Here is a 24,422-nt window from a genome sequence, read left to right as displayed (position 1 = left end):
CTCTCGCCTTGTTGGAGTTGACATGCCAGACATTCGCTTGCCGGACGGCTCGATCCGTTCGTTCGATAAACCGGTGACGGTTCATGAAGTGGCTGCGTCCATCGGCGCCGGGTTGGCGCGCGCGGCGCTGGCCGGCCGCGTCGACGGCGCGTTGGTGGATACTTCCCACACCATAGCTCGCAACGCCGATCTGGCCATCATTACCGACAAGGATGCGGACGGTCTGTCCATCATTCGTCACTCCACCGCTCACTTGTTGGCTTATGCCGTCAAGAAGCTGTTCCCGGAAGCTCAAGTCACCATCGGGCCGGAGATCGAGAACGGCTTCTACTATGACTTCGCCTACAAGCGTCCGTTTACGCCGGAAGACTTGGCCGCCATCGAAAAGAAGATGGCCGAGCTGGCGAAAAAGGACATCCCGGTGGAGCGCTACGAGCTGCCGCGCGATGAGGCCATTGCCTACTTCAAGAGCATAGGCGAGGCCTACAAGGCCGAGATCATTGAATCCATCCCGCAAGGCGAGGTGTTGAGCCTGTATCGCGAGGGTGAATTCACCGACCTGTGCCGCGGCCCGCACGTGCCGTCCACCGGCAAGCTTAAAGTGTTCAAGCTGATGAAGGTGGCCGGCGCTTACTGGCGCGGGGACAGCAAGAATGAAATGCTGCAGCGCGTTTACGGCACCGCCTGGGCCAAGAAGGAAGACTTGGACGCCTACCTCTATATGCTGGAAGAGGCGGAAAAGCGCGACCATCGCAAGCTGGGCGTGCAGTTGGACCTGTTCCACCTGCAGGACGAGGCGCCGGGCATGGTGTTCTGGCACCCCAAGGGCTGGCAGTTGTGGCAGAACGTCGAGCAATACATGCGCGACAAGCTGAACCGCGAAGGTTATAAGGAAATCCGCACCCCGATGATGATGGACGCCCATCTGTGGGAGCGTTCCGGTCACGCCGCCAACTACCGCGAAAACATGTTCATCACGGAATCGGAAAAGCGCGACTACGCGGTCAAGCCGATGAACTGCCCTGGCCATGTGCAGGTATTCAACAGCGGCCTGCGTTCCTATCGCGATCTGCCGCTGCGTTACGCGGAATTCGGCTCCTGCCACCGCAACGAGCCTTCCGGCGCGCTGCACGGCATCATGCGCGTGCGCGGCTTCGTGCAGGACGATGGTCACATCTTCTGTACCGAAGATCAGATCAACCAAGAGGCAAAGGATTTCCATCGCCTGGTGATGGAAGTGTACGAGCGCTTCGGCTTCGACAAGGTGGCGATCAAGCTGGCGCTGCGTCCGGAAAAACGCATCGGCGCCGAGGAAACTTGGGACAAGGCCGAAGAAGGCATGCGCGAAGCGCTGCGCGCCTGCGGCGTGGAGTGGGAGGAATTGCCGGGCGAGGGGGCGTTCTACGGTCCCAAGATCGAGTATCATATCAAGGACGCGCTGGGTCGCTCCTGGCAGTGCGGCACCCTGCAGCTGGACTTCATGCTGCCGGAGCGTCTGGACGCCGAGTACGTGGCCGACGACAATAGCCGCAAGCGCCCGGTGATGCTGCACCGCGCGGCGTTGGGGTCGCTGGAACGTTTCCTCGGCATCCTGATCGAAAACCATGCCGGCGCCTTCCCCTTGTGGCTGGCTCCGGTGCAAATGGTGGTGATGAATATCACCGAAGCGCAGGCCGAATACGCAGCCAATGTGGCCGCCAAACTGCGCGAACAAGGCTTCCGCGTCGATCTTGACTTGAGAAACGAGAAGATCGGCTATAAAATTCGCGAGCACAGTCTTCAAAAGTTGCCGTATCAGATTATCGTCGGCGACAAAGAGAAGGCTGGCGAGTTGGTTGCCGTACGCTCCCGCGGGGAAGACCTGGGGCAGCTTACGCTGGATGCGCTGATGGCGCGCCTCAAGGCTGAGATGCCTGGGGCCTGATTCCGGCGGCGGCAGGCATTGAGTTTAGATTAATAGGAGATTTGGCTATAGCTCAGGAACGCGAAGCACGGATCAACGGCGAGATTACCGCCCGTGAAATTCGTCTGGTAGGTAAAGAAGGTGAGCAGATTGGTGTTGTCAGTCTGCGTGAGGCAATGGCGCTGGCGGAAGAGGGTGACGTGGATTTGGTGGAGATTTCCCCAACCGCGCAGCCTCCGGTATGCAAGCTGATGGACTACGGCAAGTACAAGTACGAGCAGTCCAAGAAGCGTCACGAAGCCAAGCAGAAGCAGAAACAGGTTCAGATCAAGGAAATCAAGTTCCGTCCGGGCACCGACGACGGCGACTACAACGTCAAGTTGCGCAACTTGACCCGATTCCTGTCTGAAGGCGACAAAGCCAAAGTCACCCTGCGCTTCCGCGGTCGTGAGATGGCCCACCAGAACATCGGTTTGGAGTTGCTTAAGCGAGTCGAAGCCGATTTGTCCGAAATTGCGGTTGTTGAGCAGTTTCCCAAGCTCGAAGGCCGCCAGATGGTCATGATGATTGCGCCGAAGAAGAAATAATCGGTATAATCATCAAATCGACACGGCAGGGTTCGCTCTGCCGTGTCGATTTTGTAGGTCGGCAACGATCTGCCCAAAAGCGTGACACGATGGTTTTTCAAGCGTTTCCAGATCCGTCTGGCAACCACCTCGCGTCTAATCTAATCAAAATTCAGCAGGAGCAGTCCATGCCGAAAATGAAAACCAAGTCGAGCGCGAAAAAGCGTCTCAAAGTACTGGGCAATGGTGGTGTAAAGCGCTCTTACGCGTTCAAGCGTCACATCCTGACCAAGAAAACCACCAAGAACAAGCGCCAACTGCGTGGCACTACCATGGTAGATAGCACCAACATGGCCTCTGTTCGCGCAATGATGCCCTACGCTTAAGGAGACTAAGATATGCCACGCGTAAAACGCGGTGTAACCGCTCGTGCTCGTCACAAGAAAATCCTCGCACTGGCGAAAGGCTATCGCGGCCGCCGGAAGAACGTCTATCGCATCGCCAAACAGGCGGTGATGAAAGCCGGTCAGTACGCTTACCGCGACCGTCGTCAGAAAAAGCGTCAGTTCCGTCGCCTGTGGATTGCCCGTATCAACGCAGCTGCCCGTGAAAACGGCCTGCCGTACAGCAAATTCATGAACGGCCTGAAAAAAGCCTTTATCGAAATCGACCGCAAGGTCCTGGCCGATCTGGCCGTGTTCGACAAGCCGGCTTTTGCGCAGATCGTCGAAAAGGCGAAAGCAAGCCTCGCTGCTTAATCGCCCGGACGGATCAAAAGGGAGGCAATCTTGCCTCCCTTTTTTTTAATGCGGCCAAGCCGCGAGCATGACCCAAGATCAAGACGGTTGGCCAGACTCGCCCGGGTTCTGGGCGCGTGTGGCCAGCTTTCTTTCGCATACGGTGTGGAACACGATGAACAACGTTGACGCGATTCTCCAATCCGGCCTGACCGCGGTAGCCGCGGCGGCCGATCTCGTTGAACTGGAGCAGGTCAAGGCCCGCTATCTGGGCAAGAGCGGCGAGTTGACCGAACTCCTGAAACAGCTGGGCAAGCTGCCAGCCGAAGAGCGCAAGGCCGCCGGCGCCACCATCAATGTGGCCAAGCAGGCTTTTGAGGCCGCGCACAAGCAGCGCCTTGATCAATTGAACGCCGCCAAGCTGGAGGCGCAACTAGCCGCCGAGGCGCTGGACGTGACCCTCCCAGGGCGCGGCAGCAACGGCGGCGGCTTGCATCCGGTGGCGCTGACTCTGGAGCGCATCGCCGGCCTGTTCCGCACCATGGGTTTCGAAGTGGCGGACGGTCCGGAGATCGAAACCGATTTCTATAATTTCCAAGCGCTGAACATCCCGGAAAACCACCCCGCGCGCGCCATGGCCGACACCTTCTACGTGGAGGGCGGCGACGTGCTGCGCACGCATACCAGTCCGATCCAGGCGCGTTTCATGATGAGCAATCAGCCGCCTATCAAGATCGTGGCTCCGGGTCGCGTATACCGTGTCGACTCCGACGCCACCCATTCGCCGATGTTCCACCAGATGGAAGGCTTGTGGGTGGAAGAGGGCGTGTCCTTCGCCGACCTCAAGGCGGTGGTTACCGATTTTCTGCGTCGTTTCTTTGAGCGCGACGATCTGCAAGTGCGCTTCCGTCCGTCCTTCTTCCCCTTCACCGAGCCGTCGGCGGAAATCGACGTGCTGGGCGAGCGTGGTTGGCTGGAAGTGGGCGGTTGCGGCATGGTGCACCCCAATGTGTTGCGCAATGTCAACATCGACCCGGAGAAGTACACCGGCTTCGCCTTCGGCATCGGTCTCGATCGCTTCGCCATGTTGCGCTACGGGGTCAACGACCTGCGGCTGTTCTTCGAGAACGACCTCAATTTCCTGAGACAGTTCAACTGATCGCGTACGGAGCCGAATATTATGCAATTTTCCGAACAATGGCTGAGAAGCTGGGTTAATCCGTCGCTGAGCACAGACGAACTGTCCTACCTGCTGACCATGGCGGGTTTGGAAGTAGAGGAAGTCAACGCCGCCGCGCCGGCCTTCAGCGGGGTGGTGGTGGCTGAAGTCAAGGAAGTGGCCAAGCATGAAAACGCCGACCGTCTGCGCGTGACCAAGGTGGATGTGGGTACGGGCGAGCTGGTGCAGATCGTCTGCGGCGCGCCCAATGTCGCCGTGGGCTTGAAGGTGCCCTGCGCCTTGCCCGGCGCCGCGCTGCCCGGCGATTTCAAGATCAAGCCGACCAAAATGCGCGGCGTCGAATCCAACGGCATGCTGTGCTCCGGCAAGGAGCTTGGCGTGCCGGACGAGGCCGACGGCCTGCTGGTGCTGCCGGCCGACGCGCCGACGGGACAGAGCATTCGCGACTACTTGGGCCTGGACGATCAGCTGTTCACGCTGAAAATCACCCCCAACCGCGCCGACTGCCTGTCCATCCGCGGCATCGCCCGCGAAGTGGCGGCGCTGACCGGCGCAGAACTGGCGCCGGTGGCCATTCCCGCGGTGGCCCCGGTCATCGACGACGCGCTGTCGGTGAGCATAGACGCCGCCGCTGGCTGCGGCCGCTACCTGGGCCGCGCGCTCAAGGGCGTCAACGCCGCCGCCGCCACGCCGGAATGGATGCGCCGCCGCCTGGAGCGCGCCGGCCTGCGTTCGATTTCCGCCGTGGTCGACATCACCAACTACGTATTGTTGGAACAAGGCCAGCCGATGCACGCCTTCGACCTGGCCAAGCTGGACGGCGGCATCGTCGTGCGCATGGCCAAGGACGGCGAAGAACTGCTGTGCCTGAACGAGAAAACCGTCAAGCTCAAGTCCGATTACATGGTGATCGCGGACCAGGCCAAGGCGCTGGCCATCGCCGGCATCATGGGCGGCGAGCACAGCGGCGTCACCGTCGCCAGCACGGATATTTTCCTGGAAAGCGCCTTCTTCGCGCCGGAAGCGATCGCCGGCAAGGCGCGCGAGCTGGGCTTCGGTTCTGACTCCTCCTTCCGTTACGAGCGCGGCGTGGACTTCCAGCTGCAGCGCGAAGCGATGGAGCGCGCCACCCGCTTGGTGTTGGACATCTGCGGGGGCCAACCTGGTCCGGTGGTGGAGGCCGTGGCCGAGTTGCCGCGCCGCGGAGAGGTCAAGCTGCGCGTGTCGCGTTGCGCCAAGCTGTTGGGCGTGACGCTGAGCGGCGAACAGATCGGCGAAATTCTGGGTCGACTGGGCCTGACGCACCGCCTGGACGGCGAGGTTTTCATCGTGGAGGCGCCGTCTTTCCGCTTCGACATCGCGATTGAGGAAGATTTGATCGAGGAAGTGGCGCGGGTTTACGGTTACGACGCGATTCCCGCCGACGCGCCGCGTTCCGGCATGCGCATGCTGGCGCAGCGGGAAGAGCTGCGACCGCGCGATCAAATCCGCCATCTGCTGGCGGCCCGTGATTATCAGGAAATCGTCAGCTATGCCTTCGTCGACGAAGCCTGGGAACGTGATTTCGCCGCCAACGAGCAGCCGGTGCGCTTGATCAATCCGATCGCCTCGCAGATGAGCGTGATGCGTTCCACCTTGATCGGCGGCTTGGTGGACGTGTTGGTGGGCAACATCAACCGCAAGCAGCCGCGCGTGCGCGTTTTTGAAGTGGCGCGCGTATTCAAGAAATCCGCCGACTGGTTCGACCAGCCTGAAAAAGTGGCCGGTCTCGCCTGGGGTCCGCGTTTGCCCGAGCAGTGGGGCGCCAAGGCCGAGCGAGTCGACTTCTTCGACGTCAAAGCCGATGTCGAGGCCCTATTGCATCCGCAGCAAGCCAGCTTCCGCAAGACAGAGCACCCGGCCTTTCATCCGGGCCGCTGCGCCGAGGTGCTGGTGAATGGCCTGGCGGTGGGCGTGATTGGCGAACTGCATCCCAAGTGGGCGCAGCAATACGATTTGCCCAACGCGCCGGTGTTGTTTGAGCTGGATCTGGCCGCGGTAGAGGCTAGACAGCCTATCAAGGCGCAGCCGGTGAGCAAGTTCCAGGCGGTGCGTCGCGATCTGGCGCTGGTGGTGGACGAGACGGTGGAGACGGACCAATTGCTGGCCTGCTTCGCCAAGCACGGCGCCGCCATCGTCAGCGAAGTGGCTTTGTTCGACGTTTATCGCGGCAAAGGCGTGGAAGAAGGCAAGAAGAGTCTGGCCTTCCGCGTGATGTTGCAGGACAATAGCCGCACGCTGACCGACGAAGACGTGGAGCCGGCGCTCAAAGCCCTGCTGGACGGCGTTGCCGCCGAGTTGGGCGCTCAGCTGCGCTGAGCCAAGGCGTGGAGCCCGCCGCGTAGTCGGCGGGCTTTTGAATGATTAGAAATATTGATGTGTGAGAGGGTGACATGACTTTGACCAAGGCTGAGCTGGCCGACATGCTGTTTGATCAAGTAGGTTTGAACAAGCGTGAAGCCAAGGACATGGTTGAATCGTTTTTTGAAGAAATTCGCCAGGCCTTGGAGTCCGGTGATTCCGTCAAATTGTCCGGTTTCGGTAATTTCCAATTGCGCGACAAGCCGCAGCGTCCGGGTCGCAACCCCAAGACCGGGGAAGAGATTCCCATCACCGCGCGACGTGTGGTAACGTTCCACGCTAGTCAGAAACTCAAGGGAATGGTCGAGCAATTCCATGCCAACAAGCAAGGCTGATCTGCCGTCGATACCGTCCAAGCGTTACTTCACCATCAGCGAAGTGAGCGAGCTCACCGGCGTCAAGCCGCATGTGCTGCGCTATTGGGAGCAGGAGTTCTCCCAGCTGCGTCAGGTGAAGCGCCGTGGCAACCGCCGCTATTACCAACATCACGAAGTGTTATTGGTCAGACGCATTCGCGGTTTGTTATATGACGATGGTTTTACCATTCACGGAGCCCGCCAGCGATTGGGCGCGGACGGCCAGGAAGTGCGTCCGGCAACGGCCCAGGAGGTGAGAACCGAGTTAGAGGCGATTTTAGAATGGCTCGATTCAGGGCTTGGCAAAAATTAAAAAGCAGTTTAGAATACGTTTCTCTCGAGTCGGGGCGTAGCGCAGCCTGGTAGCGCACCTGCATGGGGTGCAGGGGGTCGGAAGTTCGAATCTTCTCGCCCCGACCAAAGATAATCCAATGGTATCAAATACTTAAGCCCTGTGTCCGCAGGGCTTTTTTATTTGGTTTTTGGCCGATGTGGGACTTTTGTGGGGACTTCCTCCTTTCTCGTTTAGGCGCTCCGCCGGATGACGGTGGCGGATACCAGTTGTCGGCCAGTGTCTTTGACCAGTTCCACTTGCTCAATCAGGCGTCCGACTTCTGCCGCAGAGTAGTGGGTTGTGACGTTCTCGCTTGTGTGCCCTAGCAATACTTGTCGGTCTTCGAACGGAACGCCGGCAATCCTCAGCCGATATCCAAAAGTGTGCTTCAGATCGTGGACCCGGAACTTGGCAAAGCCAGGGTTTGGCCGTCGCATGAACTTTGCAGCAAACTCTTGCGCCGCCCTGGTGCGGGCTTTGCGCCAGGCGTGGCCGTTCATTCGCTGGATGTTGTCGTCGTTCGGGTTCCCGCTCTCGTGGTACGCAAACACATAAACCGGGTGGCGGCCGCGCAGGGTTTCAATAATGGACCGGGCTACGCTGTTCAGCACAACGATGCGCTCGCTGCCATTCTTGACGCCTGATTTATCGGTTCGCCCGCCAAAGTTTGCCGGGATCAAAAACACGCTGGTTTCAAGCTCGGGAACACGAACCTCCCATTCCCATTTCAAATAGCACACTTCTTTTTCTCGGCATCCTGTGTTGACCTTAAATAGCGCCATGATGGCCAGATGCTCGGGTAATTCTTTGAACAGTAATTTTTGTTCGTCCCAAGACATGGGATAAGCGGGCCTAGTTTCGGCTCGCTCGTTCAATTTGGAAATCGAGGGCGGTCTTTCAAGCCATGTCATTCCAAATTCATCCCGCCATTTAGAAGCGGCCAGCGCTAGAATTCGGATCACAAGTTCCAGCGCGATATTAATGGTCCTGGGCGTGACTCCTTCTCTATCGGTGCGCTTATCTAAGCGGGTGGTTTGGCGGAACTCTATGAACTCCCGTATTGATCCATCGTGCAGTTTGCTAAGCTCCACGTCGCCAATGTATTTGTCCAAGATTTTCAACTGGTCGGCGCAGTCGCCAATGCTGGGCATGTGCTGGTTTTCGAGCAGATACTTTGTCGCGGCTTCCCGCCATATTCTTGGCGGGCGAATGCCATAAACTTGTTGCTGCCGTATTTTTTCCAGCTTGTGGATCAGGTATTTTTCCGCCTCCGCGCGGTCGTGAGTTCCAGTGCTTTCGCGAATTCTGCCGACTCCCTGGACTTGTTTGTCAATGAACCAGATCCCGCCCGGCGTGCGCTGCGTGAGTCCGGTGATTTGCTTGCGTGCCATGTCGTTTTCCTTTCTGGCCGCTTGCCGCTGCCGTCATTGTTGTTGTGGGTAGGGGTGTTTTGCAAGTGGACTGAGGGGGCGGGCTCGTTTGCCGCCTCTTTGCTCTGCAAGTGCTGGGCTATCAGTTCTTGTTTGCGGCGATCTATCCATGCGTCGATGTCGGCGCGGTCGTAGTGCAGAATCTGACGCACGCCGCCGCCTTTCTCTTCGAACAGTTGGAGCCCGTTCAGATGGGGGAGAACGAGCTCGCGGAACTTCTTGTCGCTCATGCCGCAGTAAGCCGCGGCCGTGGCTTGTTTCATGAGCCTGGGGGTCATTTCTTGTTGTCCTGGGGTGGAGTGCCCCGGCCGCTGGTGGCGGTGGGGCGAGTGACGAAGGGTGGGTTATTGCGGTTTCAACATGGGATGCTACGGGTGTGGAGGCTCTCGGTTATGCGGCTGCTTTAATCGCTAGAAGGATGTCGCGCATGACTGGAGGGCAAACGGCGTTCCCTAGCATGTGAACCGCAAGGCGGTGCTGTTGGGGAATAATGTACTCAGCAGGGAAGCCCATGGCGGCGCGGCATTCCTGCGCGGTAAGCATGCGCATTCGGTCGCCATCTATAACCGCCCATCTATCCCTTGTCGTAATTGTTCCTATTGGCCGGGATAAGCTGCGGCCTGTTTCACCTGAGCCTGTTCCGTAATACGGCGCAAGGAATCGGTCGCCAAATCGGGCCCGGCCGGATGAAATCCGTTTAAGAGTTGCGGTGCTTCGGCCTGGTTTTTCTATCTGGCTCCACTTGCCGGCAGAGAAATCTATGAAGCTATCGGCGCCCGTGTGTTCGTGCTGGGGTAGCTGAAGCTCGATAGGGTGTTTGCTACGGGTCATGACGAGATAAAGGCGCTCGCGGTTTTGTGGTACGCCGTGGTCTGCCGCGTCGAGGATGTAGGGCTGAATGGCGTAGCCCAGCGCGTGCATGGCTTGACGCCAAGCGGGGTAAAGCTTCCATCGCGTGAATGCTGGGACGTTTTCCACCACGATAAAGTCTTGGAGGTGGAATTCGGCCAGGGCGACTACGGACCATGCGGTTGCTCTGCTGCTGTCGTGTTGAGGGTTGCCGTTTGCCTTGCCTCGCGCAGGGCTGTGGCCTTGGCAGCATGGGCTTGCAAGTAGTCCGTCATGCGGCGGGATCGTAGATGGGTCTACTTGGTGCAGGTCCTGGCAGACGTGAATGGCTCCGGGGTGATTGAGGGCGTGCAGGTTTACGGCTGCGCGCCAGTGGTTGCCGGTCCAGACGATTTTTGCGCCGGCCATGGATGCTCCCTCGCTAGACCCGCCCATGCCGGCGAATGTGTCGGCTACTTTCATGCTGAAGTCGTCCCTGAATGCTGCTTGCGATACCACCACGTAACCGGGCCGTCATCGGTGTCATGTAATGCCAGTATGTGCCAGCCTTCGCCCTTGGGGGGCTTCGGGTGCCAGCTGATGAAGCTGCCGGTCTTCTCGTGAATGGCGAACAGTTCGTCTGCGTTGTCGTCGTTCTCCATCCAGTCGCAAGTAATCTCTATGCCATGATCTGCAAGCCATTCCCTGGTTTTAAATCCCTCGAGGGCCCAGCGGATGCAGGGGTGTACCCATTGGCCGCATTCATCACGCTGTACGTCTGCCGGCGCGAAAACCTTCTTCTCGATGTCCTTGGCCAGGTGGGGGAACTCGGCCTGGACGGCTGTGGCGTAGGCCAGCGCCGCCGGTACGGCGAACGGGTCATAAGTCAGATCGAGGGCGAGGTATTCCGCGCCGTGGCGGTCGCCGCCGGGTTGGTCGCGGCCGTCGATGCGGGAGACGTTGAATTTGTGATACAGGCCGCTTATCTGCTGATTCATGAGGGTTGCTCCGGAAATAGATCGCCCTGGCCGGCGGCACCGAGCGGTGCCAAGTCGCTGGCCGTGGCGATGATGGTTTGATGGGTGGTGCTGTGGAGGATGAACGAGACGCCGCCGGGCTTTGCGTAGCCGCCGTTTGTGCGGCGGTGGACGGTTCGCCCGGCCAGGTGCTTCCAGTCTCCGGCCGGGCTGATGGCAAACAGGGTGTCAAACGGTAGGCGGCGGGCGTCGTCTCTTGCGGCGTCTAGATCGGCGGCGGTGCCGGGGTTCACGGGCTCACGCCGTCGAGGCGCAGGAAAACGTAGTAGTCGCTGTTTTCGGGCGTGATCTGGATTGACTGATTGATCGGGTCGCGGTGAGTGCGCAGCCGGCGCCGGCTGGCCAGCGTGGTCAGCGTGGACTGATTGATGCCGCCGACAATCGCGCATGTCGTTGCGGAAATGTGGTCCGTGGTGCCGCTGAGGGTGGTTTGCCGCGCGCCGTGTAGTTGCGTGGTCACAGTGTCGATAGTGGCGCCGGGCACGTTTTGAATATCGCGAATCAGTTCTTCCAGCTGGAAGCTAGCGGCTTTCAGGTTTTGAACCTGCACGGCCATTTGTAGGGCGGTTTGATCTAACTGCTGTTGAACGTCAAATTTCAGTTCCATGAGCTTGGCTCCTGATGTGCCGGCAGCGGTGCCGGCGTTGGGGCGGTTGTTTCGGTGCGAAGATCAGCGCCGCCGCAGTGACGGCGCTGGCGAGGATTAAGGTAACGGCTGGCATTGGTCTTTCAGGTCTTTCTCAACCGCTTCGGCCATGCCGGCAAGGGTGGCCAGGCTGGTGGGTTTAGGAATGATTTCGATGGCGGTCAGATAGTCGTGTTCGTTCCATTCGCCTTCCCCGTTGATCTTCAGCATTTTCCCGCCGCCGATGTCGAGGTAATCCCCAGTGCGGATGCCGTGCTTCTCTGTTGCGTTGTAAAGCGCGTCTAAGGTTTCTTTGATGTGTTCCCTGGCTTCGGTTTGGGCGGCGTAGTATTTCTTGCGCGCTTCATCGGCCCCCTCTTTTAGCTTTGCCATTTTGCGGATGGCCTTGGTCAGTTCTTGGGGGCTCATGCGTTTCCCTTCTCACCCCGCAGGATGGGCGCCAGCTGGTTGAACAGGTCGTCCCATACTTGGCGCAGGCGGTGCTTGGGCATGAAGGGCCAGTCGCTGGCCAGGACTTCGGCAAACGTCAGGTTCTGCGTGGTCATCTGGCGGATGTCTTCGCCAAAACACTGGGCGTCTCGCTGATGAATGGTGACAACCCCGGCGATACGGTCGCGGTGGTTGTGGTAGATGACGGACTCGTGAAACGGGGTTCCAAGGCTGTCTACCAGCGGGCCGTTGCGTTCGTTGAGCCAAACCACGATAGGCGCCGTAGTGCTGGCGATCAGGGCGTTGAGGCCGTCTACTGTGTCGTCCTGCTCTTGTCCGGCGATCAGGATCGAGTGGAGCAGCACGCGGCGCTGCATGCTGGACAGCACTTCGAGGGCTCCCGTTTCGGCAATGTAGGCCGTAGCCGGGATAAAGCTGGTGGCCCCGTTATCCACCACGGTCGCACCCTGGTGCTGGTAGATCCATTCCACCATCGCATCAAACGCCCTGGAGTTGATTTTGTTGTTCTCCATGATGTCGAGCGGGCGGACGTTCATGGCCTTGTGGCGGGACAGCGTTTTGTTTACCGGGTCGCTATCGATGCCTAGCGGGTTGTTGTTGAGCGCTGCCTCCACTTGCATGATCAGCGATGAAACAAGGGACTTTCCGATGCCGCCCTTGCCTTGCAGAACGTGATTGCTGTTGTACATGTGCTTACCATTTCTCTCGTTTTTGGGTGTGGGTGTGGTCGTTGAAGTTGAAGCGCTTGGGTCCGTTTGCTGGGCTTGTCGAGGGCGGCAAGGGCGGCGCGAGGGTTGGGGCATGCGGCTTTCCTTTCTTGATGGCCTTCCGCGAGCGGTGCAGCGCTACGCGGAATTCGTTCAGATTCATTTGCAGGCCGGCGGCGGCAAGGGTGTTCAGGATGCTGGCGTGAGTGGCTCCGCGCTGGATGGCGGCTTCAATCTCGGGCAGTGCGGCGCGGAAGCGTGCCGATTTTCTTTCAGCGCCCAGTTCCGCCAGCGCTTGAGCCAAGCTGGGCGTCTGTTCCATGGGGTGTAATGTTTTGATAACGACTTGCTAACGGGCTGTTAACGTGTCGCTAATGGTTTGATAACGAGCGGACTCAGCGGGGGCGGACGATGCGGCGGGCCGGGCAGCTGGGCGGCGTGTCCCAGCCGTCGCCAGTGTCGGCCAGCCGGCGCCGCTCTATCGCCCGGTCTTCCAGCCGCCGCCGCGTTTCGCGGACCTTTGCCGCGTGCTGCGGGTCTTGCTCCGCTTTGGCGAAGTGGTAAAGAGTGGCGGTGCGGACTTCGGCCACTTGGGCGGCGGCTACGCGGATAGAGATGGTCATTGTTGGCTCTCTTCGAGGTCTTCGGCGGTGACGATGTATTCGTTGATCTGTTCGACTTTGTAGAGGGTGCATTGGCAGTGCTTGCGCGCCCACTCGCCTAAGAGGGTGTGGAGTTCTTCTTGGGCCTCTTTGCTCGGGTTGGGGTAGTCATCATCGGCTTCCCCTACGGCTTCATATGCGCCATCTCTTAGGCTTTCCAGCACGGAGTCAATATTGATCCATTTGGCGGGGTCTAGGTCCTGGCGGGAGCCGTGGTAAACGATGTCGCCGGGGCGAAGCTCTTCGTTGATGGCTAGTTCCGAGAAGTCCTTGTAATCGAACGCTTCGCCGTCAGCGCTCCAAAGAGCGTTGTCCGGGCGGGGTTGCTTCGGGCTGTGCTGGGCGATGGCGGCCAGGCCGGCCGCGGTTACGGCGAACCACGGGGAGCCGCCGGTTAATTCAGATGCGGTGGATTCTCGCATCAGGCCGGCGCTGACCAATTCACGGCAGCGCAAGACGTCATCGCCGCCGGCGACATAGTGGTTGCGGTATTGCTCGCCAAGGCCGTACTCATTGACGCCGACTGTGTGTTGCAGGATTTTGAGTAGTTCGGGTTTCATCGCGTGGTTTCCTTGCTGTAGTCCTTAATGCGCCAGTCTTCGGCCAGCTTTTCGAAAACTTCGCCGCCGTTCTTGAAATAGGTGTGGACTTCCTGGGCGGGGCTCCAGTCCATCGCCAGAACGCTGAGGCAGTCGGTGAAAACTTCAAGGTCAAGCCGCCGAAAGTTGGTCAGATCGAACTTGAAGCGGCTCCCGTTGTAGAGGCTCAGCAGAAAGCTAGCGACTACCTGGCTTTGCCCTGAGTCGCGTTGCGCATGGGTCATCAGTCTGGCTAATGCCGGATGGCCTTTGTCTTGTGCCGTGGCGCAAAACCGGCGTATCTGATGGATTTTTGTGAGGTGGTTGTCTATGGAGCTCATGCCGCCTTCTCCTCGCTGTTGGCCTGGGCGGCGGCTTTGGTCTTCACCGCCTTGGCCAGGCTCTTGTACAGGTCCGGGTGGGTGGTCTTGAGGTAGTCCACAATCTGGACGTCCTCGCCGCGTAGCGTGGTCAGGTCGATTTGCTCGATGTAGACCAGTCGCAACAGTTCGCGGGTGGGCTTGGGCATGTTGCGGCCGGTTTCGTAGCGGCTGCCGGCGGACTGGGTGGCGCCGATGCGGGACCAGAACGCATGTTGGGTCAGGCCGGCGGCGCGGCGGATATCGCGGGGGTCATTGATCTTGCAGAAACGGTCCATTTGCTAATCCCTCGTTAATGGGTTGCTAACGCTGTGTAATGTTTTGCTAATGCCCAAGCCCCAAAAAAAGGCCGGGCGGCCTGGGGTGGTGGTGCATCCCGCTGCGCTCTCGGTGGAAAGCGCAATGGGATGCCGGCGGAGCTATCAGAGGAGAGCGCGCGTTAGTTGAACGTGCGTTGCGCCGCCGGCGTAGGTGCGCGCCATTGGCGCGCTGTTGGATGTCCCGGCCGGAATGGGCCGGTGCATATTCGCAGGTTGTTAAAGAACAATAATGTGTTTACGCATTAAAGAATACGTAAAAGGATTCTCTTTTGTCAACATTTGTTCGCCGGGTGTGTTTTTTTTGATGAATGGCTGGGCTTGCTTGGAGGGGGTAAAGCTGTGGGGAGGGGCGGGGATGTCGGAGGGCTTAAAGCGTCAATGGGTAAAAGTGCCAACAGGGCAAGGGCATTGTCTTAACATTCTGAGAAATACATAAGACTTCTTGATAGTTCTGCTAAGTTCTGCCAAATCTGAAACTAGTTAGAACTACTTAGTTGGTGTTCGGTGGACTTCCATGAGCGTTTGAGATTGCTGAAGCGGCGCCGACGGGTGCCGGCACGCGTCATTGCGGAGGCGTGCGGGGTGAGTGTGCAAACCGTTTACAACTGGTTGAAGTTCTCCACGCCGGATTCGTCAAATATGACGAGGCTTTGTGTGTTCTTTGGGGTGGCGCCGGACTGGCTGCTCTATGGGCGGGAGTCGGTGGGGCGGGAGCTACTTTTAACCGAACTGAATAAAATATTGCCATCAATCACTGAGGAGCGGTTGAATATTTTGCTGGCAATTGCCGTCGAATTTATGCGTACAGATGGCGCCTAGTGCGCCATCTGTACTTATAAAATACGTGCAAATAGTACAGTATATATCCTGACATCATCACTTTAGCATGGGCGCGTGTTGGGTATTGCCAGCGGGGGCTGGTTCTGGCGGGGTTATGTGATCAATAACAAGAGGCTGGATATGAACACTTCGCTTGGGAGCTTTAAAGGTGGTGGTATTGGTGATGGCGCGAGGGCGCAGCTGAGCTTGGTTTTGAAGGAAGAAGACGACGAAGTTGTGGTTCGATGGTCTGGGGATGTGGCGCGGCTGGTGGCGTCAGTTGATCAACTGAAGCTTTCGGAATTGTTGCAGCGCTTACGTGGCAATCTTTAGAGTGAGGAAAAGCGGCTTAATCAGCCGCTTTTTTTATTGAGTGAGTCAACCAGCATGTGGATTAGCTGTGTGACCTCGTTGTGGTCCAGTTGCCTGATTAGGTCTTTAAACAGTACTTCGCGGTTTGTGTAGTGGACCGCGGCCCCCTCGCCAACTGCGATGCGAATATCGCCCCGGTCGCCTCGTGTGATGGGCTGAGATTCGTAGTATCCGGTTGGTGTGTCTCCGCGGAGCTCGGCGACGCTGATGCCAAAAAATTTTGCAATAGGCTCAAGCGTGGAGTGCCTGGGGTCCTTGCTCTCGCCAGTCAGGATTCTATGGATGGTGGGCTGATTTAATTTTGTCGCCTCGGCCAGCTTGGTGGCGTTTGTTCCCGATTCGTCCAAGAGCCTTTGCAGTCGATCTTTTAGTTCCATCCCAAAACTATACGACAACGTACCCTCACCACAAAAATGCGCAAACACATTTTTTGATTGTGTTAAATGTGTTTGCACATTACCATTGGGCATGGACTCGATCAAAGACATGCTTATCTTCCTGCGCGGTAAGGGGTTCACTGATACCGAGGTGGCCCGCGTGACGCGTATTCCTCAGCCCACTATCAGCCGCCTGCGTGCAGGCCAGCATAAAGATACCTCGTACACGTTTGGTAAGCGGATAGAGGCTTTGTTCTTGAAAGAACATAAGCCCAAGTACCGCAATTTTAGTTTTCCCCCTCGGCGGCCACTGACCGGGCCGGCGAGCTTTGCCGGCTGACCCCGGCTTTTTTATTCCGTGTGTGGCTGTGACTGGCAGCCGCAGTAACTATAGCGACCAGAAAAATGAAAATCATGCAACGTGTGCCACACAAGACGCCCATTCGCATTTTGCGTGATGCGTTCACAACGTATCGCCAGCGTTCTGAAAAGTCGTGGGAGGCGGTGGCAGAGGAGTTTGTCGAGCGATTCGATGCGATGGGCCTGGCTCATGTGCTGCCGTTCGAGTTCCAGCGCCCTGGAGCAGGAAAAGACACAGCACGGGTGATGCGTACAAATGGGCAGCGCCTCAATCGTTGGCTGGAAGTGGAAACCAAGGCAACAAGCCAGCTGCCCGTTGAGCTCATGCAAGTGGCTTTGCAGGTGCTGCCGGTGGATTTGCGGCTGTTGGCGATGACGGAAATTGCGCGTCCGGTTGGTTTGGATGTGGCGCTGTCAAAAACGCAGGAGGCCAGCTCCTCCCACGTTGAGCTATTGACGTCGCTTATCAAGGAAACGGGGGAGGGCTTGACGGCATTTTCGATGACGGTTGAGCGGCCGACGCTGGAGCGCCTGGAGTCTGCGCTCATCGAGTTGAGGGAGTCGGAAGCGGCGCATCAAGAGGCCATCGCCGCAGTGCTGGGCTGCATTGCCGAGGAAACTGAAAAGTGTCGGCCCGCGAGTTTCAAAAGCGCCGGCTGATGCAGCAGCGCGCCCGCTTCCGGCACGCGCCGTCCCGTCTCAAGGAAGACGAGCGCCGCCGGATGCTGGCCGATGCCTTGGCGTTGCTGGATGGCCTGGCGCGGGATCGGGCCGAGGAGGCCCGCCGCCGTGGGGGCTGACAGCGGGCTGGTGGAGTGGGTGCTTGAGAGTGGCGACCCGGACAGGGACGCCGCTTATCTGGACTCGCTGCGAGGCAGTCACGGCGGCGCGGCGCTAAGGCTGCGCGAGATGAAGCGGCTGAAATTGGTCTATGGCGACGGCTACAAGATGAATGTTGAGCGCGCGCTGAGTGGGGATGCGCCCCAGTTGGCGGCGGAGATGAAGAACGGCGGGCGTAATGAGGCGCTGGCAATGCTGAACAAGTGACAAGCGATAGAGGGTGAATGTATGCATATTTTGCTGTCTGAGGACGAGCAAGGGGCGCTTGCATCTTGCAGTCTGGAGGCGTTCCGGCTGTATGTGCTAGGGCTGCGGCCGGTGGTGGATATCCGCACCGGCCTGGTGGGGCGAGGTTTTCCGGTTAGCCGCGCGCAGCTGGCTATCAATATCCAGTTTGCGCCGCCGCGTGGAAGCCAGCGGGCGCCATGGAAGCCATCTCTCAAGCAACTGGATGCGTTGGTGGACGAGTTGACCCGCGAGGGCCTGGCTAAGCGGGTTTCAACGGTGCATGAGGTCAAGAAATTGGTTTTGAGGCTGCCCTTGGTCTTATTGCGTCCGCAGGAGGAAGGGGGCATGAGCGGGAATAATGAGCCGGACATGAACGGAAGACCAAACAGCAAGCCCCCGCAAGGGTTTGGCGGCGATGCGGGGCCTGATGAATTGGACGCCACATCTAATCATGAGGCGGACATATCTGAGATATCTGTTGATATAGATATACCCCGCGCGTGCGCTCGCGTGAGCGAGCTTGCGGCGGTGGCCGATGAATTGAGGGTGTCCGGTGACGTCTCCGGCTGGGTAGCGGCAGGGGTAACGCCGGCAGTCTTGAAGCTGGCCGTATTGCGCTGTAGAGAGCATATCCATTTACCCCGGCGGATTCCCGCCAACTATCTGGCGCGCGCGCTGGAGACTGCGCTGGAGACTGCGCTGGAAGGGCGGGAAAGGCCTATCCGTCCGACTGCGAAGCCATCGGCCAGTGCCGGCAAGCCGGCGAGGCCGGGGAATCGTTGGGTGAAGGTGGCGCCGGATGGCGCGTTCGATGGGCTGCCGCCAGTATCCGGCAATCTGCCGCCGGAAGCGGCTGGGGGCGGGGATGACTGGATTGAATGAGGTTGTGGAGTATTTCCCACGGGCTGTCGCGCGGCTCGGCCTGGCTGTTGTTCCCGGTCTCTGTGATGCTCATGGGCCGTTTGAGGCGCTTGTGCCGGCTGGTCGTCGTCCGGTTTGCCCGCGCTGCACTGAGGAAAAAGAGCGTCAGCAGGAAGTTGAGCGACGGCGGGCGGGTATGCTTCGACTGGCGGGCGTTCCCGGTAGGTTCTCTGTGGCGACGTTCAGCCAGCTGGAAAGAGTCTGCGACGAGCAGGTCGCTGTTATCGCAAGCTTTAAGCGCTGGGTGGCCGGCGTGGGCCGTGGGGAGGTTTGCTCGAATGCGGTTTTATTGGGCAAAACGGGAACGGGCAAAACTCACATGTCTTGTGCGGCGGTGCTGGCGCTGATTCGAGGTTGCGGCATTCGGGCCCGCTATGTGACGTCTGAGCAGGTAAAAAGGGAGGTGTGTGAAAGCTGGGGCGGCGGCGGTGAGTCGGAGTCGCGGGTACTGGAGCGTTACGGCGCTTATCCCGTTCTAGTGCTGGACGAGGTGGATATTCTGGACGAGAGGGGGCCGGGGCTGCGGGTGTTGAACTCGGTAATAGACAAGCGTAGCGGGGAGCAGCGGCCTACGGTGTTCATTTCGAATCAGGATCAAACCTCGCTTCAAGAGTTGCTGGGGCGGCGGGCGGTGAGCCGGATGTTTGAAAACGCTTTGATCATGCATTGCCCCTGGGAGGACTACCGGGCCCGCAAGGCATGATAAAATCTCAGCACAAATAAAGCCCGGCAAGACCGGGCTAGGGATTCCCTCGGTCAATAGGGGAATTGTTATGTCGTTTGATGTTGTTCGTCGGGAGGACTTCCCGGAGTATTTATATCAGCGCTTGCAGAATTGGGGCGCATGCTCCCGCTCGAATGGTGGGGGCGGCAGGGGTGGCACTGTGGAGTCGCGGTTTCGCTCTAATCGTTGCCCGGACTGCTATGAAAGTGATGACCCTTGCGAGGTGTGCCGGGTGTATCGGTCTAATTGCCGTGTGCTGGATGTTGAGGATGCGGAGTTGATTGAAGCGGCATGGGTAATGCTTGGGGTTGGCTCTGTTGAGCGGCGGATGTTGCGGGATCATTTCATCTGGTCGTCTCCTCCTCGCGCGGTTATTCGTAAGTATGGTATTCGGCGTGATCAGTTTTGGTATCTGCTGCTCCGTGGCAGTAGGGAGCTTGAGCAGCACGCGAGAATGATTGCTTGCAGGCGTGGTAAATCTGTGGCAGTATCCAGCCGTCAGCAATCTGACCTGCCGGGATGGCAAGCGAAACAAGTGGCGTAGGCCACTTTTCACGCGACCCCATCCGACAAAAGCCCAAGTGTTAACGCGCTTGGGCTTTTTGCATTTCTGGTTTGCGGCATGACATTTCCTTTGGTTCAGCGCCCTGGCGATTCGCCGGGGCGTTGCTTTTTGTGGGGTGGGATATGGCGGTATCGGCTCCGACGCCTTGCCGGGCTAGAGGGTGCGCGGCGCTGGTGCGCGATGGCTCGGGCTATTGCGAGCGACACCGGAAAGAGCGACACAAAGAAGTGGATGGCCGGCGAGAGTCGGCGAGTAAGCGAGGCTATGGCTATCGCTGGCAGCAGTACCGGTTGAAATACCTGCGGGCGAATCCGTTGTGTGTTGTGTGCCGAAAGTTGGGCTATGTCGTTGCGGCCTCGGTGGTTGACCACATCACGCCGCATTGCGGGGACCATCGTTTGTTCTGGAAGCCTGACAACCATCAGGCTTTATGCGCTCCGTGCCATTCGCGGAAAACGGCGAGTGAGGACGGAGGGTTTGGCAACCGCCGCGCGGGTTGATTCGGCAAGGCCGGACGGCGCGGGCGGGCCGGCGAGTGGCCGGGGGCGAGATGGCCCCCGGCCAGGGGGAGGGGCGGGGCAAAAGTCTGGCGGCGGTCGGCCAAGACCGCGTGCTTAGCCACGCTTTTTTATGGCCTCCTGTTTTTGGAGAGGGGGGGGTTAAAAATAGAGAGCCTCTGAGGCGTTTTAGGACGCTTCGGGGGCTTTTTTCATGGGCTGAGGCCCTGGAGGGGCGCTATGAGCGATACAAGGCCGCCGTTCACGGTGGTTCAGGGGGGCGCGGGGGTCGGCGGTAAATTGCCGGTTGGTAAGCAAGATTTGAAAAGCCCGCCGTCGCCGCCGGGCGCGCAGCTGACGCCGCGCGAGCGGAAGGTGTGGGATTACATCTGTTCGAATCTGCGAGATGCGGGGTTGGAACATCTGACGGCGGGGCTTGCGGTAAGCGTGATCTCCAAAACCTATGTTCGCTGGCTAGATGCGGAAATCAAGCTGTCCGAAGTAGAGCAGAAAAACGGGACGTACTTTGTCACATCGCCGAACGGCCACCAGCAGCCGCATGCGGCGTTCTATGTAGCGGCGAAGCTTAAGGGGGATTTGCTTAAATGGCTGCCGGAGTCATGTCTAACGATTCCATCCGTGGCGGCGGTCAAGGCGAAGATGGGGGACAAAGCGCCGCAAGACGACCTGTTCGACGAAATGCTAAATCACGGAAGAAGCCACCCGTCAGCCGCTTACGGCTGATTCCGCCGGAGGAGAAGTGGCAGGAGTGGGACCGGGTGTATGGGGTGCCCGTCCTACGCGGTGAAATTGTGGTTGGCCAGCTCACCATGCTGGCAGTCGAGCGACATTATCGGGATTTGCAGCAGGCCGCGAAACGCGGTCTTTTTTTTAGCCCGGCGCATGCCTGGCACTGCATAGACTTTGTGCAAACGCGCTTTGTTCACATCAAGGGGCCGCTGGCCGGTAAGCCCTTGTTGTTGGATGGCTGGCAGTTGTTTTGGACTGCGGTGTTTATCGGCTGGCGGCGTGAGGCGGACGGGTTGCGACGCTTCCGCACCGGTTATGAGGAAGTCGCGCGGAAGAATGGCAAGTCCACATGGTGGGGGCCAATCGGCGCGTACCTCTGGATGATGGACGGCGAGGGCGGCGCGGAGGTCTACACGATTGCGACGACGCGCGAGCAAGCCATGTCTGTTTTCAAGCCCGCGTTCGATAACGTGAAGCGCTGGCGCAAGCGCTCGCCGGGCCTGGCCCGGTCGATCCGGGTGTTTGATGGCGCGAATCAGGAAAAGATGGTTCTTGGCGAATCGGTCTACAAGCCTTTGCCGGCCAACGCCGAAAGCCTGGACGGCTTAAACCCTTATGCCTGCCTGGTCGATGAACTACATGCGCATAAAACCCGTGAAGTGTGGGATGTGATGGTGTCGGCTCTGGGCGCGAGGGCGCAGCCGCTTATCAACGCAATTACCACGGCGGGTTTCATTCTGACCGGTATTTGCGTGGAGATTCGGACGTACCTTGTCAAAGTCCTACGCGGCGAAATCGAGGATGACTCGTTTTTCGGCGTCGTTTACACGATAGACGAGGGGGACGACCCATTCGATTCCGCTGTCTGGATCAAGGCCAATCCCTCGCTAGGCTCCGCCAAGCGGCATGAATACATGCATTCGAACGCCAGCATGGCCAGGGTCTTGCCTAGTGCCCGCGCCAACTTCTTGACCAAGGACTTGAACGTATTTGTCGGCGATGCGCTTAGCTGGTTTGACATGGAGGTATGGCGCAAGGGCGGCAAGAAGTTTGACCCGGAAATGCTCAAGGGTCGGCGCTGTTTTGGCGGCCTGGACCTGGCGTCTACGCGCGACATTACTGCGTTCGTATTGCTGTTCCCGCCGGAGGATGGGGATGAAGATGGCGATTGGTATGTGTTGGCCTGGTGCTGGGTGCCTCAAGCCAAGGTGGACGCGGCGGAGCAGGACGGTGGCAGCGATTACAAGTCCTGGGCGAAGCGCGGTTTCCTGACCGTGACGCCTGGTGATGTCACGGATTACGACCCGGTGATGGAAGTCATTGAGCAGGCGGCGCTTGATTACGACTTGCAAGAAGTCGCGTTCGATGGATGGAACGCGCAGCAGGTTTCTAACAAGTTGCTGGAGAAGGAAATACCGATGGTCAAAATCCCACAAACCTTTGCCGGCTTGTCCCCTGGTGCAAAGCAGCTTGAGCGCCTGGTGTATAGCCGGCTGTTGCGTCATGGCGGCAATCCGGTTTTGCACTGGTGCGCCGGCAACGTGACATTGCTATTGGACAGCAATGAAAACATCAAGCCTGACAAAAAGCGCTCACAAGGTCGCATTGATCCGATTGTGGCCTTAACGATGGCGGCAAGCCGGGCGGTGGCGCATATCGAGGATGAGGCCTCTGTCTACGAAGAAGGGGGATTGAGAACGCTATGAGCCTGAGTTTCAAAAGCATGTGGCCGTTCGGGAGAAAGAACGCCATTGCGGATGCTAACGCCGCCCTGGTGGCGGGGTTCTTGAAAGGGTATGCGTCACAAACTGGCGCAGTGGTCACGCCGGCCACGGTGATGCGGGTTAGCACATGCTTTGCATGTGTCCGCAACATCAGCGAGGACATGGCAAAGCTGCCTCTGCACTTGTACAAGCGCTTACCGCGCGGAAAAGAGCGGGCGGTAAAGCATCCGCTATATCCCTTGCTTCGGTCCACGCCTAACAGCTGGCAAACCTCGTTTGAGTTTGTCCAGATGCTGACCGCGCATATGTTGCTACGCGGCAATGGCTACGCTCGAATCGTGCGCGGCTATGGCGGCAGGGTGCTGGAGTTGTTGCCCTTGCAAACAGGCCGGATGCAGGTAAAGCAGCTGGAAAATTTCGAACTCAGCTATGGCTATGCCGATAGCCGCGGTCGAGTGATCCAGTTGGACCCGCCGGACGTGTTGCACCTGCGCGGCCTGACGCTGGACGGCGTGGTTGGGGTGACGCCGATAGAGTACGCCCGCGAAGCCTTCGGCCTGGCCCTGGCGGCGGAGGAACACGGCTCCCGCATGTTCGGCGGCAGGGTGACGGGGCCGGGTGTTTTGAAGCATCCGGGCAAGTTGTCGGACCCTGCGTTTAAGCGGCTGCAAGAGTCCTGGCGTGAAAACGGCGGGCTGGAGAACGCTGCCGCCCCCGTCATTCTTGAGGAGGGGTTAGCGTGGGAATCCCTGGGCCTGAAGCTGAGTGACTTACAGTTTCTTGAGACGCGCAAGTATCAGGGGGAGGAGGTGGCCAGACTCTACCGTATGCCGCCGCACAAGGTCGGCATCATGGACAAGGCCACGTTCTCCAATATCGAAAACCAATCCCAAGAGTATGTGACGGATACCTTGCTCCCCTGGGCGCTGCGCTGGGAGCAGGCGCTGGCGCGTGATGTGCTGACGGAGCAAGAGCGCCAGGACTTCTATGCGTCTTTCCTGTTCAACAACCTGCTGCGCGGCGACACCAAGACGCGGGGCGAGTTTTACCGGAGCCTGCATGGCGTAGGGGCGCTGTCGGCAAACGATATTTTGGAGATGGAGGACATGGACACGTATGAGGGTGGCGATATGCGCTTTGTGCCGTTGAATATGGTGCCGGTGGATATGGCGCGTGACGCGGCAATCAGGAAAGGGGGAGGTAGTGGCGCTGGATCATAAGAGCTTCAGCCTGGAAATCAAAGCCGTCAACGATGACGGCTTTTTTTCTGGCTATGCAAGCGTGTTCGGGGTGGTGGACAACCACGGCGACATTGTCGCCAAGGGTGCGTTTTCCGCTTCGCTGGAGGCATGGGCGGTAAAGAAGCGGCTGCCCTCGCTGCTGTGGCATCACAAGCTTGATGAGCCTATCGGCGTTTGGACGGTGATGCGCGAGGACGATGTGGGCTTGTACGTAGAGGGCCGGTTGACTCAAAAAGTCCAGCGTGGGGCGGAGGTGTACGAGCTGATGAAAATCGGCGCGGTGTCCGGCCTGTCCATCGGCTATGTGACGCGAGAGGACAGCTACGACCGGGTAACGGACGTGCGGACCTTGAAGCAAGTGGATCTGTGGGAAGTCTCCCCCGTCACCATGCCGGCGAACGAACAGGCCAGGCTGACGGGAATCAAGAGCCGCGACAGCGCGGCAACCAAAAACGCCATTCAGGCGCTCATTAACAGTATGCGGAGTTAA

At 58.9% G+C, this 24,422-nt stretch carries 35 protein-coding genes and 1 tRNA gene; 22 read left to right on the top strand and 14 right to left on the bottom strand.

What is annotated here, in order from left to right:
• Positions 1-22: 22 nt before the first annotated feature.
• From thrS to B0T39_RS07990, 9 genes are all read left to right on the top strand, one after another.
• Positions 23-1,924: a threonine--tRNA ligase gene (gene thrS, locus B0T39_RS08030; RefSeq protein WP_081545608.1), complete on the top strand. Its 1,902-nt coding sequence runs from the start codon at positions 23-25 to the stop codon at positions 1,922-1,924.
• A gap of 41 nt (positions 1,925-1,965) precedes the next feature.
• A complete protein-coding gene (gene infC / locus B0T39_RS08025; protein ID WP_081545607.1) occupies positions 1,966-2,490 on the top strand; it encodes a translation initiation factor IF-3 in 525 nt (174 codons plus the stop codon).
• 167 nt (positions 2,491-2,657) lie between these two features.
• Positions 2,658-2,855, top strand: coding sequence for a 50S ribosomal protein L35 (rpmI, locus tag B0T39_RS08020; RefSeq protein WP_019103239.1), 198 nt, complete (start codon positions 2,658-2,660; stop codon positions 2,853-2,855).
• 12 nt (positions 2,856-2,867) lie between these two features.
• Entirely contained in the window at positions 2,868-3,227 is a 360-nt protein-coding gene (rplT, locus tag B0T39_RS08015) for a 50S ribosomal protein L20 (RefSeq protein ID WP_081545606.1), read from the top strand.
• A 154-nt stretch (positions 3,228-3,381) separates the two neighbouring features.
• The gene (gene pheS, locus B0T39_RS08010) at positions 3,382-4,365 is read left to right on the top strand and encodes a phenylalanine--tRNA ligase subunit alpha (protein WP_081545605.1); all 984 of its coding nucleotides are present in this window, start codon (positions 3,382-3,384) and stop codon (positions 4,363-4,365) included.
• Between the two features lie 21 nt (positions 4,366-4,386).
• Positions 4,387-6,744 (top strand): phenylalanine--tRNA ligase subunit beta, encoded by a 2,358-nt coding sequence (pheT, locus tag B0T39_RS08005; RefSeq protein ID WP_081545604.1) that lies wholly within the window; start codon positions 4,387-4,389, stop codon positions 6,742-6,744.
• 74 nt (positions 6,745-6,818) lie between these two features.
• Entirely contained in the window at positions 6,819-7,121 is a 303-nt protein-coding gene (locus B0T39_RS08000; RefSeq protein ID WP_019103243.1) for an integration host factor subunit alpha, read from the top strand.
• On the top strand, positions 7,102-7,455 hold the full coding sequence (locus tag B0T39_RS07995) for a MerR family transcriptional regulator (protein WP_019103244.1): 354 nt from the start codon (positions 7,102-7,104) through the stop codon (positions 7,453-7,455). The genes B0T39_RS08000 and B0T39_RS07995 overlap by 20 nt, the downstream gene beginning before the upstream one ends.
• A 30-nt stretch (positions 7,456-7,485) precedes the next feature.
• Positions 7,486-7,562: transfer RNA gene (locus tag B0T39_RS07990), tRNA-Pro, on the top strand.
• 105 nt (positions 7,563-7,667) lie between these two features.
• Here the strand turns inward: B0T39_RS07990 and B0T39_RS07985 are convergent.
• The 13 genes from B0T39_RS07985 to B0T39_RS07925 form a co-directional block, all read right to left on the bottom strand.
• The gene (locus tag B0T39_RS07985; protein WP_254894514.1) at positions 7,668-8,810 is read right to left on the bottom strand and encodes a tyrosine-type recombinase/integrase; all 1,143 of its coding nucleotides are present in this window, start codon (positions 8,808-8,810) and stop codon (positions 7,668-7,670) included.
• Complete coding sequence (locus B0T39_RS26135) at positions 8,729-9,169, bottom strand: hypothetical protein (RefSeq protein ID WP_254894513.1); 441 nt, start codon at positions 9,167-9,169, stop codon at positions 8,729-8,731. Before B0T39_RS26135 ends, B0T39_RS07985 begins: the two co-directional genes overlap by 82 nt.
• Before the next feature lie 127 nt (positions 9,170-9,296).
• The gene (locus B0T39_RS07975) at positions 9,297-10,217 is read right to left on the bottom strand and encodes a DNA cytosine methyltransferase (RefSeq protein ID WP_081545601.1); all 921 of its coding nucleotides are present in this window, start codon (positions 10,215-10,217) and stop codon (positions 9,297-9,299) included.
• Positions 10,214-10,732: a hypothetical protein gene (locus B0T39_RS07970; protein WP_081545600.1), complete on the bottom strand. Its 519-nt coding sequence runs from the start codon at positions 10,730-10,732 to the stop codon at positions 10,214-10,216. The genes B0T39_RS07975 and B0T39_RS07970 overlap by 4 nt, the downstream gene beginning before the upstream one ends.
• A complete protein-coding gene (locus B0T39_RS07965) occupies positions 10,729-11,004 on the bottom strand; it encodes a hypothetical protein (protein ID WP_081545599.1) in 276 nt (91 codons plus the stop codon). The genes B0T39_RS07970 and B0T39_RS07965 overlap by 4 nt, the downstream gene beginning before the upstream one ends.
• The gene (locus B0T39_RS07960; RefSeq protein ID WP_081545598.1) at positions 11,001-11,378 is read right to left on the bottom strand and encodes a hypothetical protein; all 378 of its coding nucleotides are present in this window, start codon (positions 11,376-11,378) and stop codon (positions 11,001-11,003) included. Before B0T39_RS07960 ends, B0T39_RS07965 begins: the two co-directional genes overlap by 4 nt.
• 96 nt (positions 11,379-11,474) lie before the next feature.
• A complete protein-coding gene (locus tag B0T39_RS07955; RefSeq protein ID WP_081545597.1) occupies positions 11,475-11,825 on the bottom strand; it encodes a hypothetical protein in 351 nt (116 codons plus the stop codon).
• The gene (locus B0T39_RS07950; RefSeq protein WP_081545596.1) at positions 11,822-12,556 is read right to left on the bottom strand and encodes a hypothetical protein; all 735 of its coding nucleotides are present in this window, start codon (positions 12,554-12,556) and stop codon (positions 11,822-11,824) included. The genes B0T39_RS07955 and B0T39_RS07950 overlap by 4 nt, the downstream gene beginning before the upstream one ends.
• 4 nt (positions 12,557-12,560) lie before the next feature.
• Complete coding sequence (locus tag B0T39_RS07945; protein WP_081545595.1) at positions 12,561-12,896, bottom strand: hypothetical protein; 336 nt, start codon at positions 12,894-12,896, stop codon at positions 12,561-12,563.
• 73 nt (positions 12,897-12,969) lie between these two features.
• Entirely contained in the window at positions 12,970-13,197 is a 228-nt protein-coding gene (locus B0T39_RS07940) for a hypothetical protein (protein WP_081545594.1), read from the bottom strand.
• Positions 13,194-13,796: a hypothetical protein gene (locus B0T39_RS07935; protein WP_081545593.1), complete on the bottom strand. Its 603-nt coding sequence runs from the start codon at positions 13,794-13,796 to the stop codon at positions 13,194-13,196. The genes B0T39_RS07940 and B0T39_RS07935 overlap by 4 nt, the downstream gene beginning before the upstream one ends.
• Positions 13,793-14,155, bottom strand: a complete 363-nt coding sequence (locus B0T39_RS07930; protein ID WP_217806210.1) for a DUF7673 family protein — start codon at positions 14,153-14,155, stop codon at positions 13,793-13,795. The genes B0T39_RS07935 and B0T39_RS07930 overlap by 4 nt, the downstream gene beginning before the upstream one ends.
• Positions 14,152-14,472, bottom strand: coding sequence for a helix-turn-helix domain-containing protein (locus tag B0T39_RS07925; RefSeq protein WP_081545592.1), 321 nt, complete (start codon positions 14,470-14,472; stop codon positions 14,152-14,154). The genes B0T39_RS07930 and B0T39_RS07925 overlap by 4 nt, the downstream gene beginning before the upstream one ends.
• Positions 14,473-15,018: 546 nt before the next feature.
• Here B0T39_RS07925 and B0T39_RS07920 point away from each other — a divergent pair.
• Entirely contained in the window at positions 15,019-15,333 is a 315-nt protein-coding gene (locus B0T39_RS07920) for a helix-turn-helix domain-containing protein (RefSeq protein ID WP_081545591.1), read from the top strand.
• Positions 15,334-15,474: 141 nt separating this feature from the next.
• The gene (locus B0T39_RS24905; protein ID WP_141111127.1) at positions 15,475-15,666 is read left to right on the top strand and encodes a hypothetical protein; all 192 of its coding nucleotides are present in this window, start codon (positions 15,475-15,477) and stop codon (positions 15,664-15,666) included.
• 20 nt (positions 15,667-15,686) lie between these two features.
• Here the strand turns inward: B0T39_RS24905 and B0T39_RS07915 are convergent, their stop codons facing one another.
• Entirely contained in the window at positions 15,687-16,193 is a 507-nt protein-coding gene (locus B0T39_RS07915) for a helix-turn-helix domain-containing protein (RefSeq protein ID WP_081545590.1), read from the bottom strand.
• On the opposite strand from B0T39_RS07915, the gene B0T39_RS07910 reads away from it, so the two are divergent.
• From B0T39_RS07910 to B0T39_RS07865, 11 genes are all read left to right on the top strand, one after another.
• Positions 16,192-16,422, top strand: a complete 231-nt coding sequence (locus tag B0T39_RS07910; protein WP_081545589.1) for a hypothetical protein — start codon at positions 16,192-16,194, stop codon at positions 16,420-16,422. The two genes, B0T39_RS07915 and B0T39_RS07910, sit on opposite strands and share 2 nt — an antisense overlap.
• Positions 16,423-16,487: 65 nt before the next feature.
• Positions 16,488-17,102 carry a hypothetical protein gene (locus B0T39_RS07905; protein WP_141111126.1) on the top strand — a complete coding sequence of 205 codons (615 nt, stop codon included), beginning with the start codon at positions 16,488-16,490 and terminating at the stop codon, positions 17,100-17,102.
• Entirely contained in the window at positions 17,102-17,242 is a 141-nt protein-coding gene (locus tag B0T39_RS25590; RefSeq protein ID WP_176219515.1) for a hypothetical protein, read from the top strand. The genes B0T39_RS07905 and B0T39_RS25590 overlap by 1 nt, the downstream gene beginning before the upstream one ends.
• On the top strand, positions 17,232-17,489 hold the full coding sequence (locus B0T39_RS07900) for a hypothetical protein (protein ID WP_081545587.1): 258 nt from the start codon (positions 17,232-17,234) through the stop codon (positions 17,487-17,489). The genes B0T39_RS25590 and B0T39_RS07900 overlap by 11 nt, the downstream gene beginning before the upstream one ends.
• A gap of 21 nt (positions 17,490-17,510) precedes the next feature.
• Positions 17,511-18,392 carry a hypothetical protein gene (locus B0T39_RS07895; protein ID WP_081545586.1) on the top strand — a complete coding sequence of 294 codons (882 nt, stop codon included), beginning with the start codon at positions 17,511-17,513 and terminating at the stop codon, positions 18,390-18,392.
• Positions 18,376-19,134, top strand: a complete 759-nt coding sequence (locus B0T39_RS07890; protein WP_176219514.1) for an ATP-binding protein — start codon at positions 18,376-18,378, stop codon at positions 19,132-19,134. Before B0T39_RS07895 ends, B0T39_RS07890 begins: the two co-directional genes overlap by 17 nt.
• Positions 19,135-19,842: 708 nt before the next feature.
• A complete protein-coding gene (locus B0T39_RS07885) occupies positions 19,843-20,220 on the top strand; it encodes an HNH endonuclease signature motif containing protein (RefSeq protein WP_081545584.1) in 378 nt (125 codons plus the stop codon).
• A 237-nt stretch (positions 20,221-20,457) separates the two neighbouring features.
• The gene (locus B0T39_RS25800) at positions 20,458-20,961 is read left to right on the top strand and encodes a P27 family phage terminase small subunit (RefSeq protein ID WP_254894512.1); all 504 of its coding nucleotides are present in this window, start codon (positions 20,458-20,460) and stop codon (positions 20,959-20,961) included.
• An 86-nt stretch (positions 20,962-21,047) separates the two neighbouring features.
• Positions 21,048-22,673, top strand: coding sequence for a terminase large subunit (locus B0T39_RS07875; RefSeq protein WP_081545662.1), 1,626 nt, complete (start codon positions 21,048-21,050; stop codon positions 22,671-22,673).
• Positions 22,670-23,911 (top strand): phage portal protein, encoded by a 1,242-nt coding sequence (locus B0T39_RS07870; protein ID WP_081545583.1) that lies wholly within the window; start codon positions 22,670-22,672, stop codon positions 23,909-23,911. The genes B0T39_RS07875 and B0T39_RS07870 overlap by 4 nt, the downstream gene beginning before the upstream one ends.
• Positions 23,895-24,422 carry an HK97 family phage prohead protease gene (locus B0T39_RS07865; protein WP_081545582.1) on the top strand — a complete coding sequence of 176 codons (528 nt, stop codon included), beginning with the start codon at positions 23,895-23,897 and terminating at the stop codon, positions 24,420-24,422. Before B0T39_RS07870 ends, B0T39_RS07865 begins: the two co-directional genes overlap by 17 nt.

This window comes from Chromobacterium haemolyticum (assembly GCF_002081825.1).
GTDB lineage: Bacteria > Pseudomonadota > Gammaproteobacteria > Burkholderiales > Chromobacteriaceae > Chromobacterium > Chromobacterium fluminis.
The sequence above is the reverse complement of the archived record's forward strand: the minus strand, read 5'-3'. Positions and strand labels throughout refer to the sequence as shown.

Excerpts from the sequence above, each read along its gene's own strand:
- B0T39_RS25590 (WP_176219515.1), top strand. The coding sequence starts at position 17,102 with ATGCAGCAGCGCGCCCGCTTCCGGCACGCGCCGTCCCGTCTCAAGGAA.
- rplT (WP_081545606.1), top strand. The coding sequence starts at position 2,868 with ATGCCACGCGTAAAACGCGGTGTAACCGCTCGTGCTCGTCACAAGAAA.
- pheT (WP_081545604.1), top strand. The coding sequence starts at position 4,387 with ATGCAATTTTCCGAACAATGGCTGAGAAGCTGGGTTAATCCGTCGCTG.
- B0T39_RS07955 (WP_081545597.1), bottom strand. The coding sequence starts at position 11,825 with ATGAGCCCCCAAGAACTGACCAAGGCCATCCGCAAAATGGCAAAGCTA.
- B0T39_RS08000 (WP_019103243.1), top strand. The coding sequence starts at position 6,819 with ATGACTTTGACCAAGGCTGAGCTGGCCGACATGCTGTTTGATCAAGTA.
- pheS (WP_081545605.1), top strand. The coding sequence starts at position 3,382 with ATGAACAACGTTGACGCGATTCTCCAATCCGGCCTGACCGCGGTAGCC.
- B0T39_RS07910 (WP_081545589.1), top strand. The coding sequence starts at position 16,192 with ATGCTTATCTTCCTGCGCGGTAAGGGGTTCACTGATACCGAGGTGGCC.
- B0T39_RS07960 (WP_081545598.1), bottom strand. The coding sequence starts at position 11,378 with ATGGAACTGAAATTTGACGTTCAACAGCAGTTAGATCAAACCGCCCTA.
- B0T39_RS07930 (WP_217806210.1), bottom strand. The coding sequence starts at position 14,155 with ATGAGCTCCATAGACAACCACCTCACAAAAATCCATCAGATACGCCGG.
- B0T39_RS07885 (WP_081545584.1), top strand. The coding sequence starts at position 19,843 with ATGGCGGTATCGGCTCCGACGCCTTGCCGGGCTAGAGGGTGCGCGGCG.
- B0T39_RS07950 (WP_081545596.1), bottom strand. The coding sequence starts at position 12,556 with ATGTACAACAGCAATCACGTTCTGCAAGGCAAGGGCGGCATCGGAAAG.
- B0T39_RS24905 (WP_141111127.1), top strand. The coding sequence starts at position 15,475 with ATGAACACTTCGCTTGGGAGCTTTAAAGGTGGTGGTATTGGTGATGGC.
- B0T39_RS07915 (WP_081545590.1), bottom strand. The coding sequence starts at position 16,193 with ATGTCTTTGATCGAGTCCATGCCCAATGGTAATGTGCAAACACATTTA.
- B0T39_RS07935 (WP_081545593.1), bottom strand. The coding sequence starts at position 13,796 with ATGAAACCCGAACTACTCAAAATCCTGCAACACACAGTCGGCGTCAAT.
- B0T39_RS07975 (WP_081545601.1), bottom strand. The coding sequence starts at position 10,217 with ATGAAAGTAGCCGACACATTCGCCGGCATGGGCGGGTCTAGCGAGGGA.
- B0T39_RS07895 (WP_081545586.1), top strand. The coding sequence starts at position 17,511 with ATGCATATTTTGCTGTCTGAGGACGAGCAAGGGGCGCTTGCATCTTGC.
- B0T39_RS07870 (WP_081545583.1), top strand. The coding sequence starts at position 22,670 with ATGAGCCTGAGTTTCAAAAGCATGTGGCCGTTCGGGAGAAAGAACGCC.
- B0T39_RS07925 (WP_081545592.1), bottom strand. The coding sequence starts at position 14,472 with ATGGACCGTTTCTGCAAGATCAATGACCCCCGCGATATCCGCCGCGCC.
- B0T39_RS26135 (WP_254894513.1), bottom strand. The coding sequence starts at position 9,169 with ATGAAACAAGCCACGGCCGCGGCTTACTGCGGCATGAGCGACAAGAAG.
- B0T39_RS07970 (WP_081545600.1), bottom strand. The coding sequence starts at position 10,732 with ATGAATCAGCAGATAAGCGGCCTGTATCACAAATTCAACGTCTCCCGC.
- B0T39_RS07875 (WP_081545662.1), top strand. The coding sequence starts at position 21,048 with ATGCTGGCAGTCGAGCGACATTATCGGGATTTGCAGCAGGCCGCGAAA.
- B0T39_RS25800 (WP_254894512.1), top strand. The coding sequence starts at position 20,458 with ATGAGCGATACAAGGCCGCCGTTCACGGTGGTTCAGGGGGGCGCGGGG.
- B0T39_RS07890 (WP_176219514.1), top strand. The coding sequence starts at position 18,376 with ATGACTGGATTGAATGAGGTTGTGGAGTATTTCCCACGGGCTGTCGCG.
- B0T39_RS07995 (WP_019103244.1), top strand. The coding sequence starts at position 7,102 with ATGCCAACAAGCAAGGCTGATCTGCCGTCGATACCGTCCAAGCGTTAC.
- thrS (WP_081545608.1), top strand. The coding sequence starts at position 23 with ATGCCAGACATTCGCTTGCCGGACGGCTCGATCCGTTCGTTCGATAAA.
- B0T39_RS07945 (WP_081545595.1), bottom strand. The coding sequence starts at position 12,896 with ATGGAACAGACGCCCAGCTTGGCTCAAGCGCTGGCGGAACTGGGCGCT.
- B0T39_RS07940 (WP_081545594.1), bottom strand. The coding sequence starts at position 13,197 with ATGACCATCTCTATCCGCGTAGCCGCCGCCCAAGTGGCCGAAGTCCGC.
- B0T39_RS07905 (WP_141111126.1), top strand. The coding sequence starts at position 16,488 with ATGAAAATCATGCAACGTGTGCCACACAAGACGCCCATTCGCATTTTG.
- rpmI (WP_019103239.1), top strand. The coding sequence starts at position 2,658 with ATGCCGAAAATGAAAACCAAGTCGAGCGCGAAAAAGCGTCTCAAAGTA.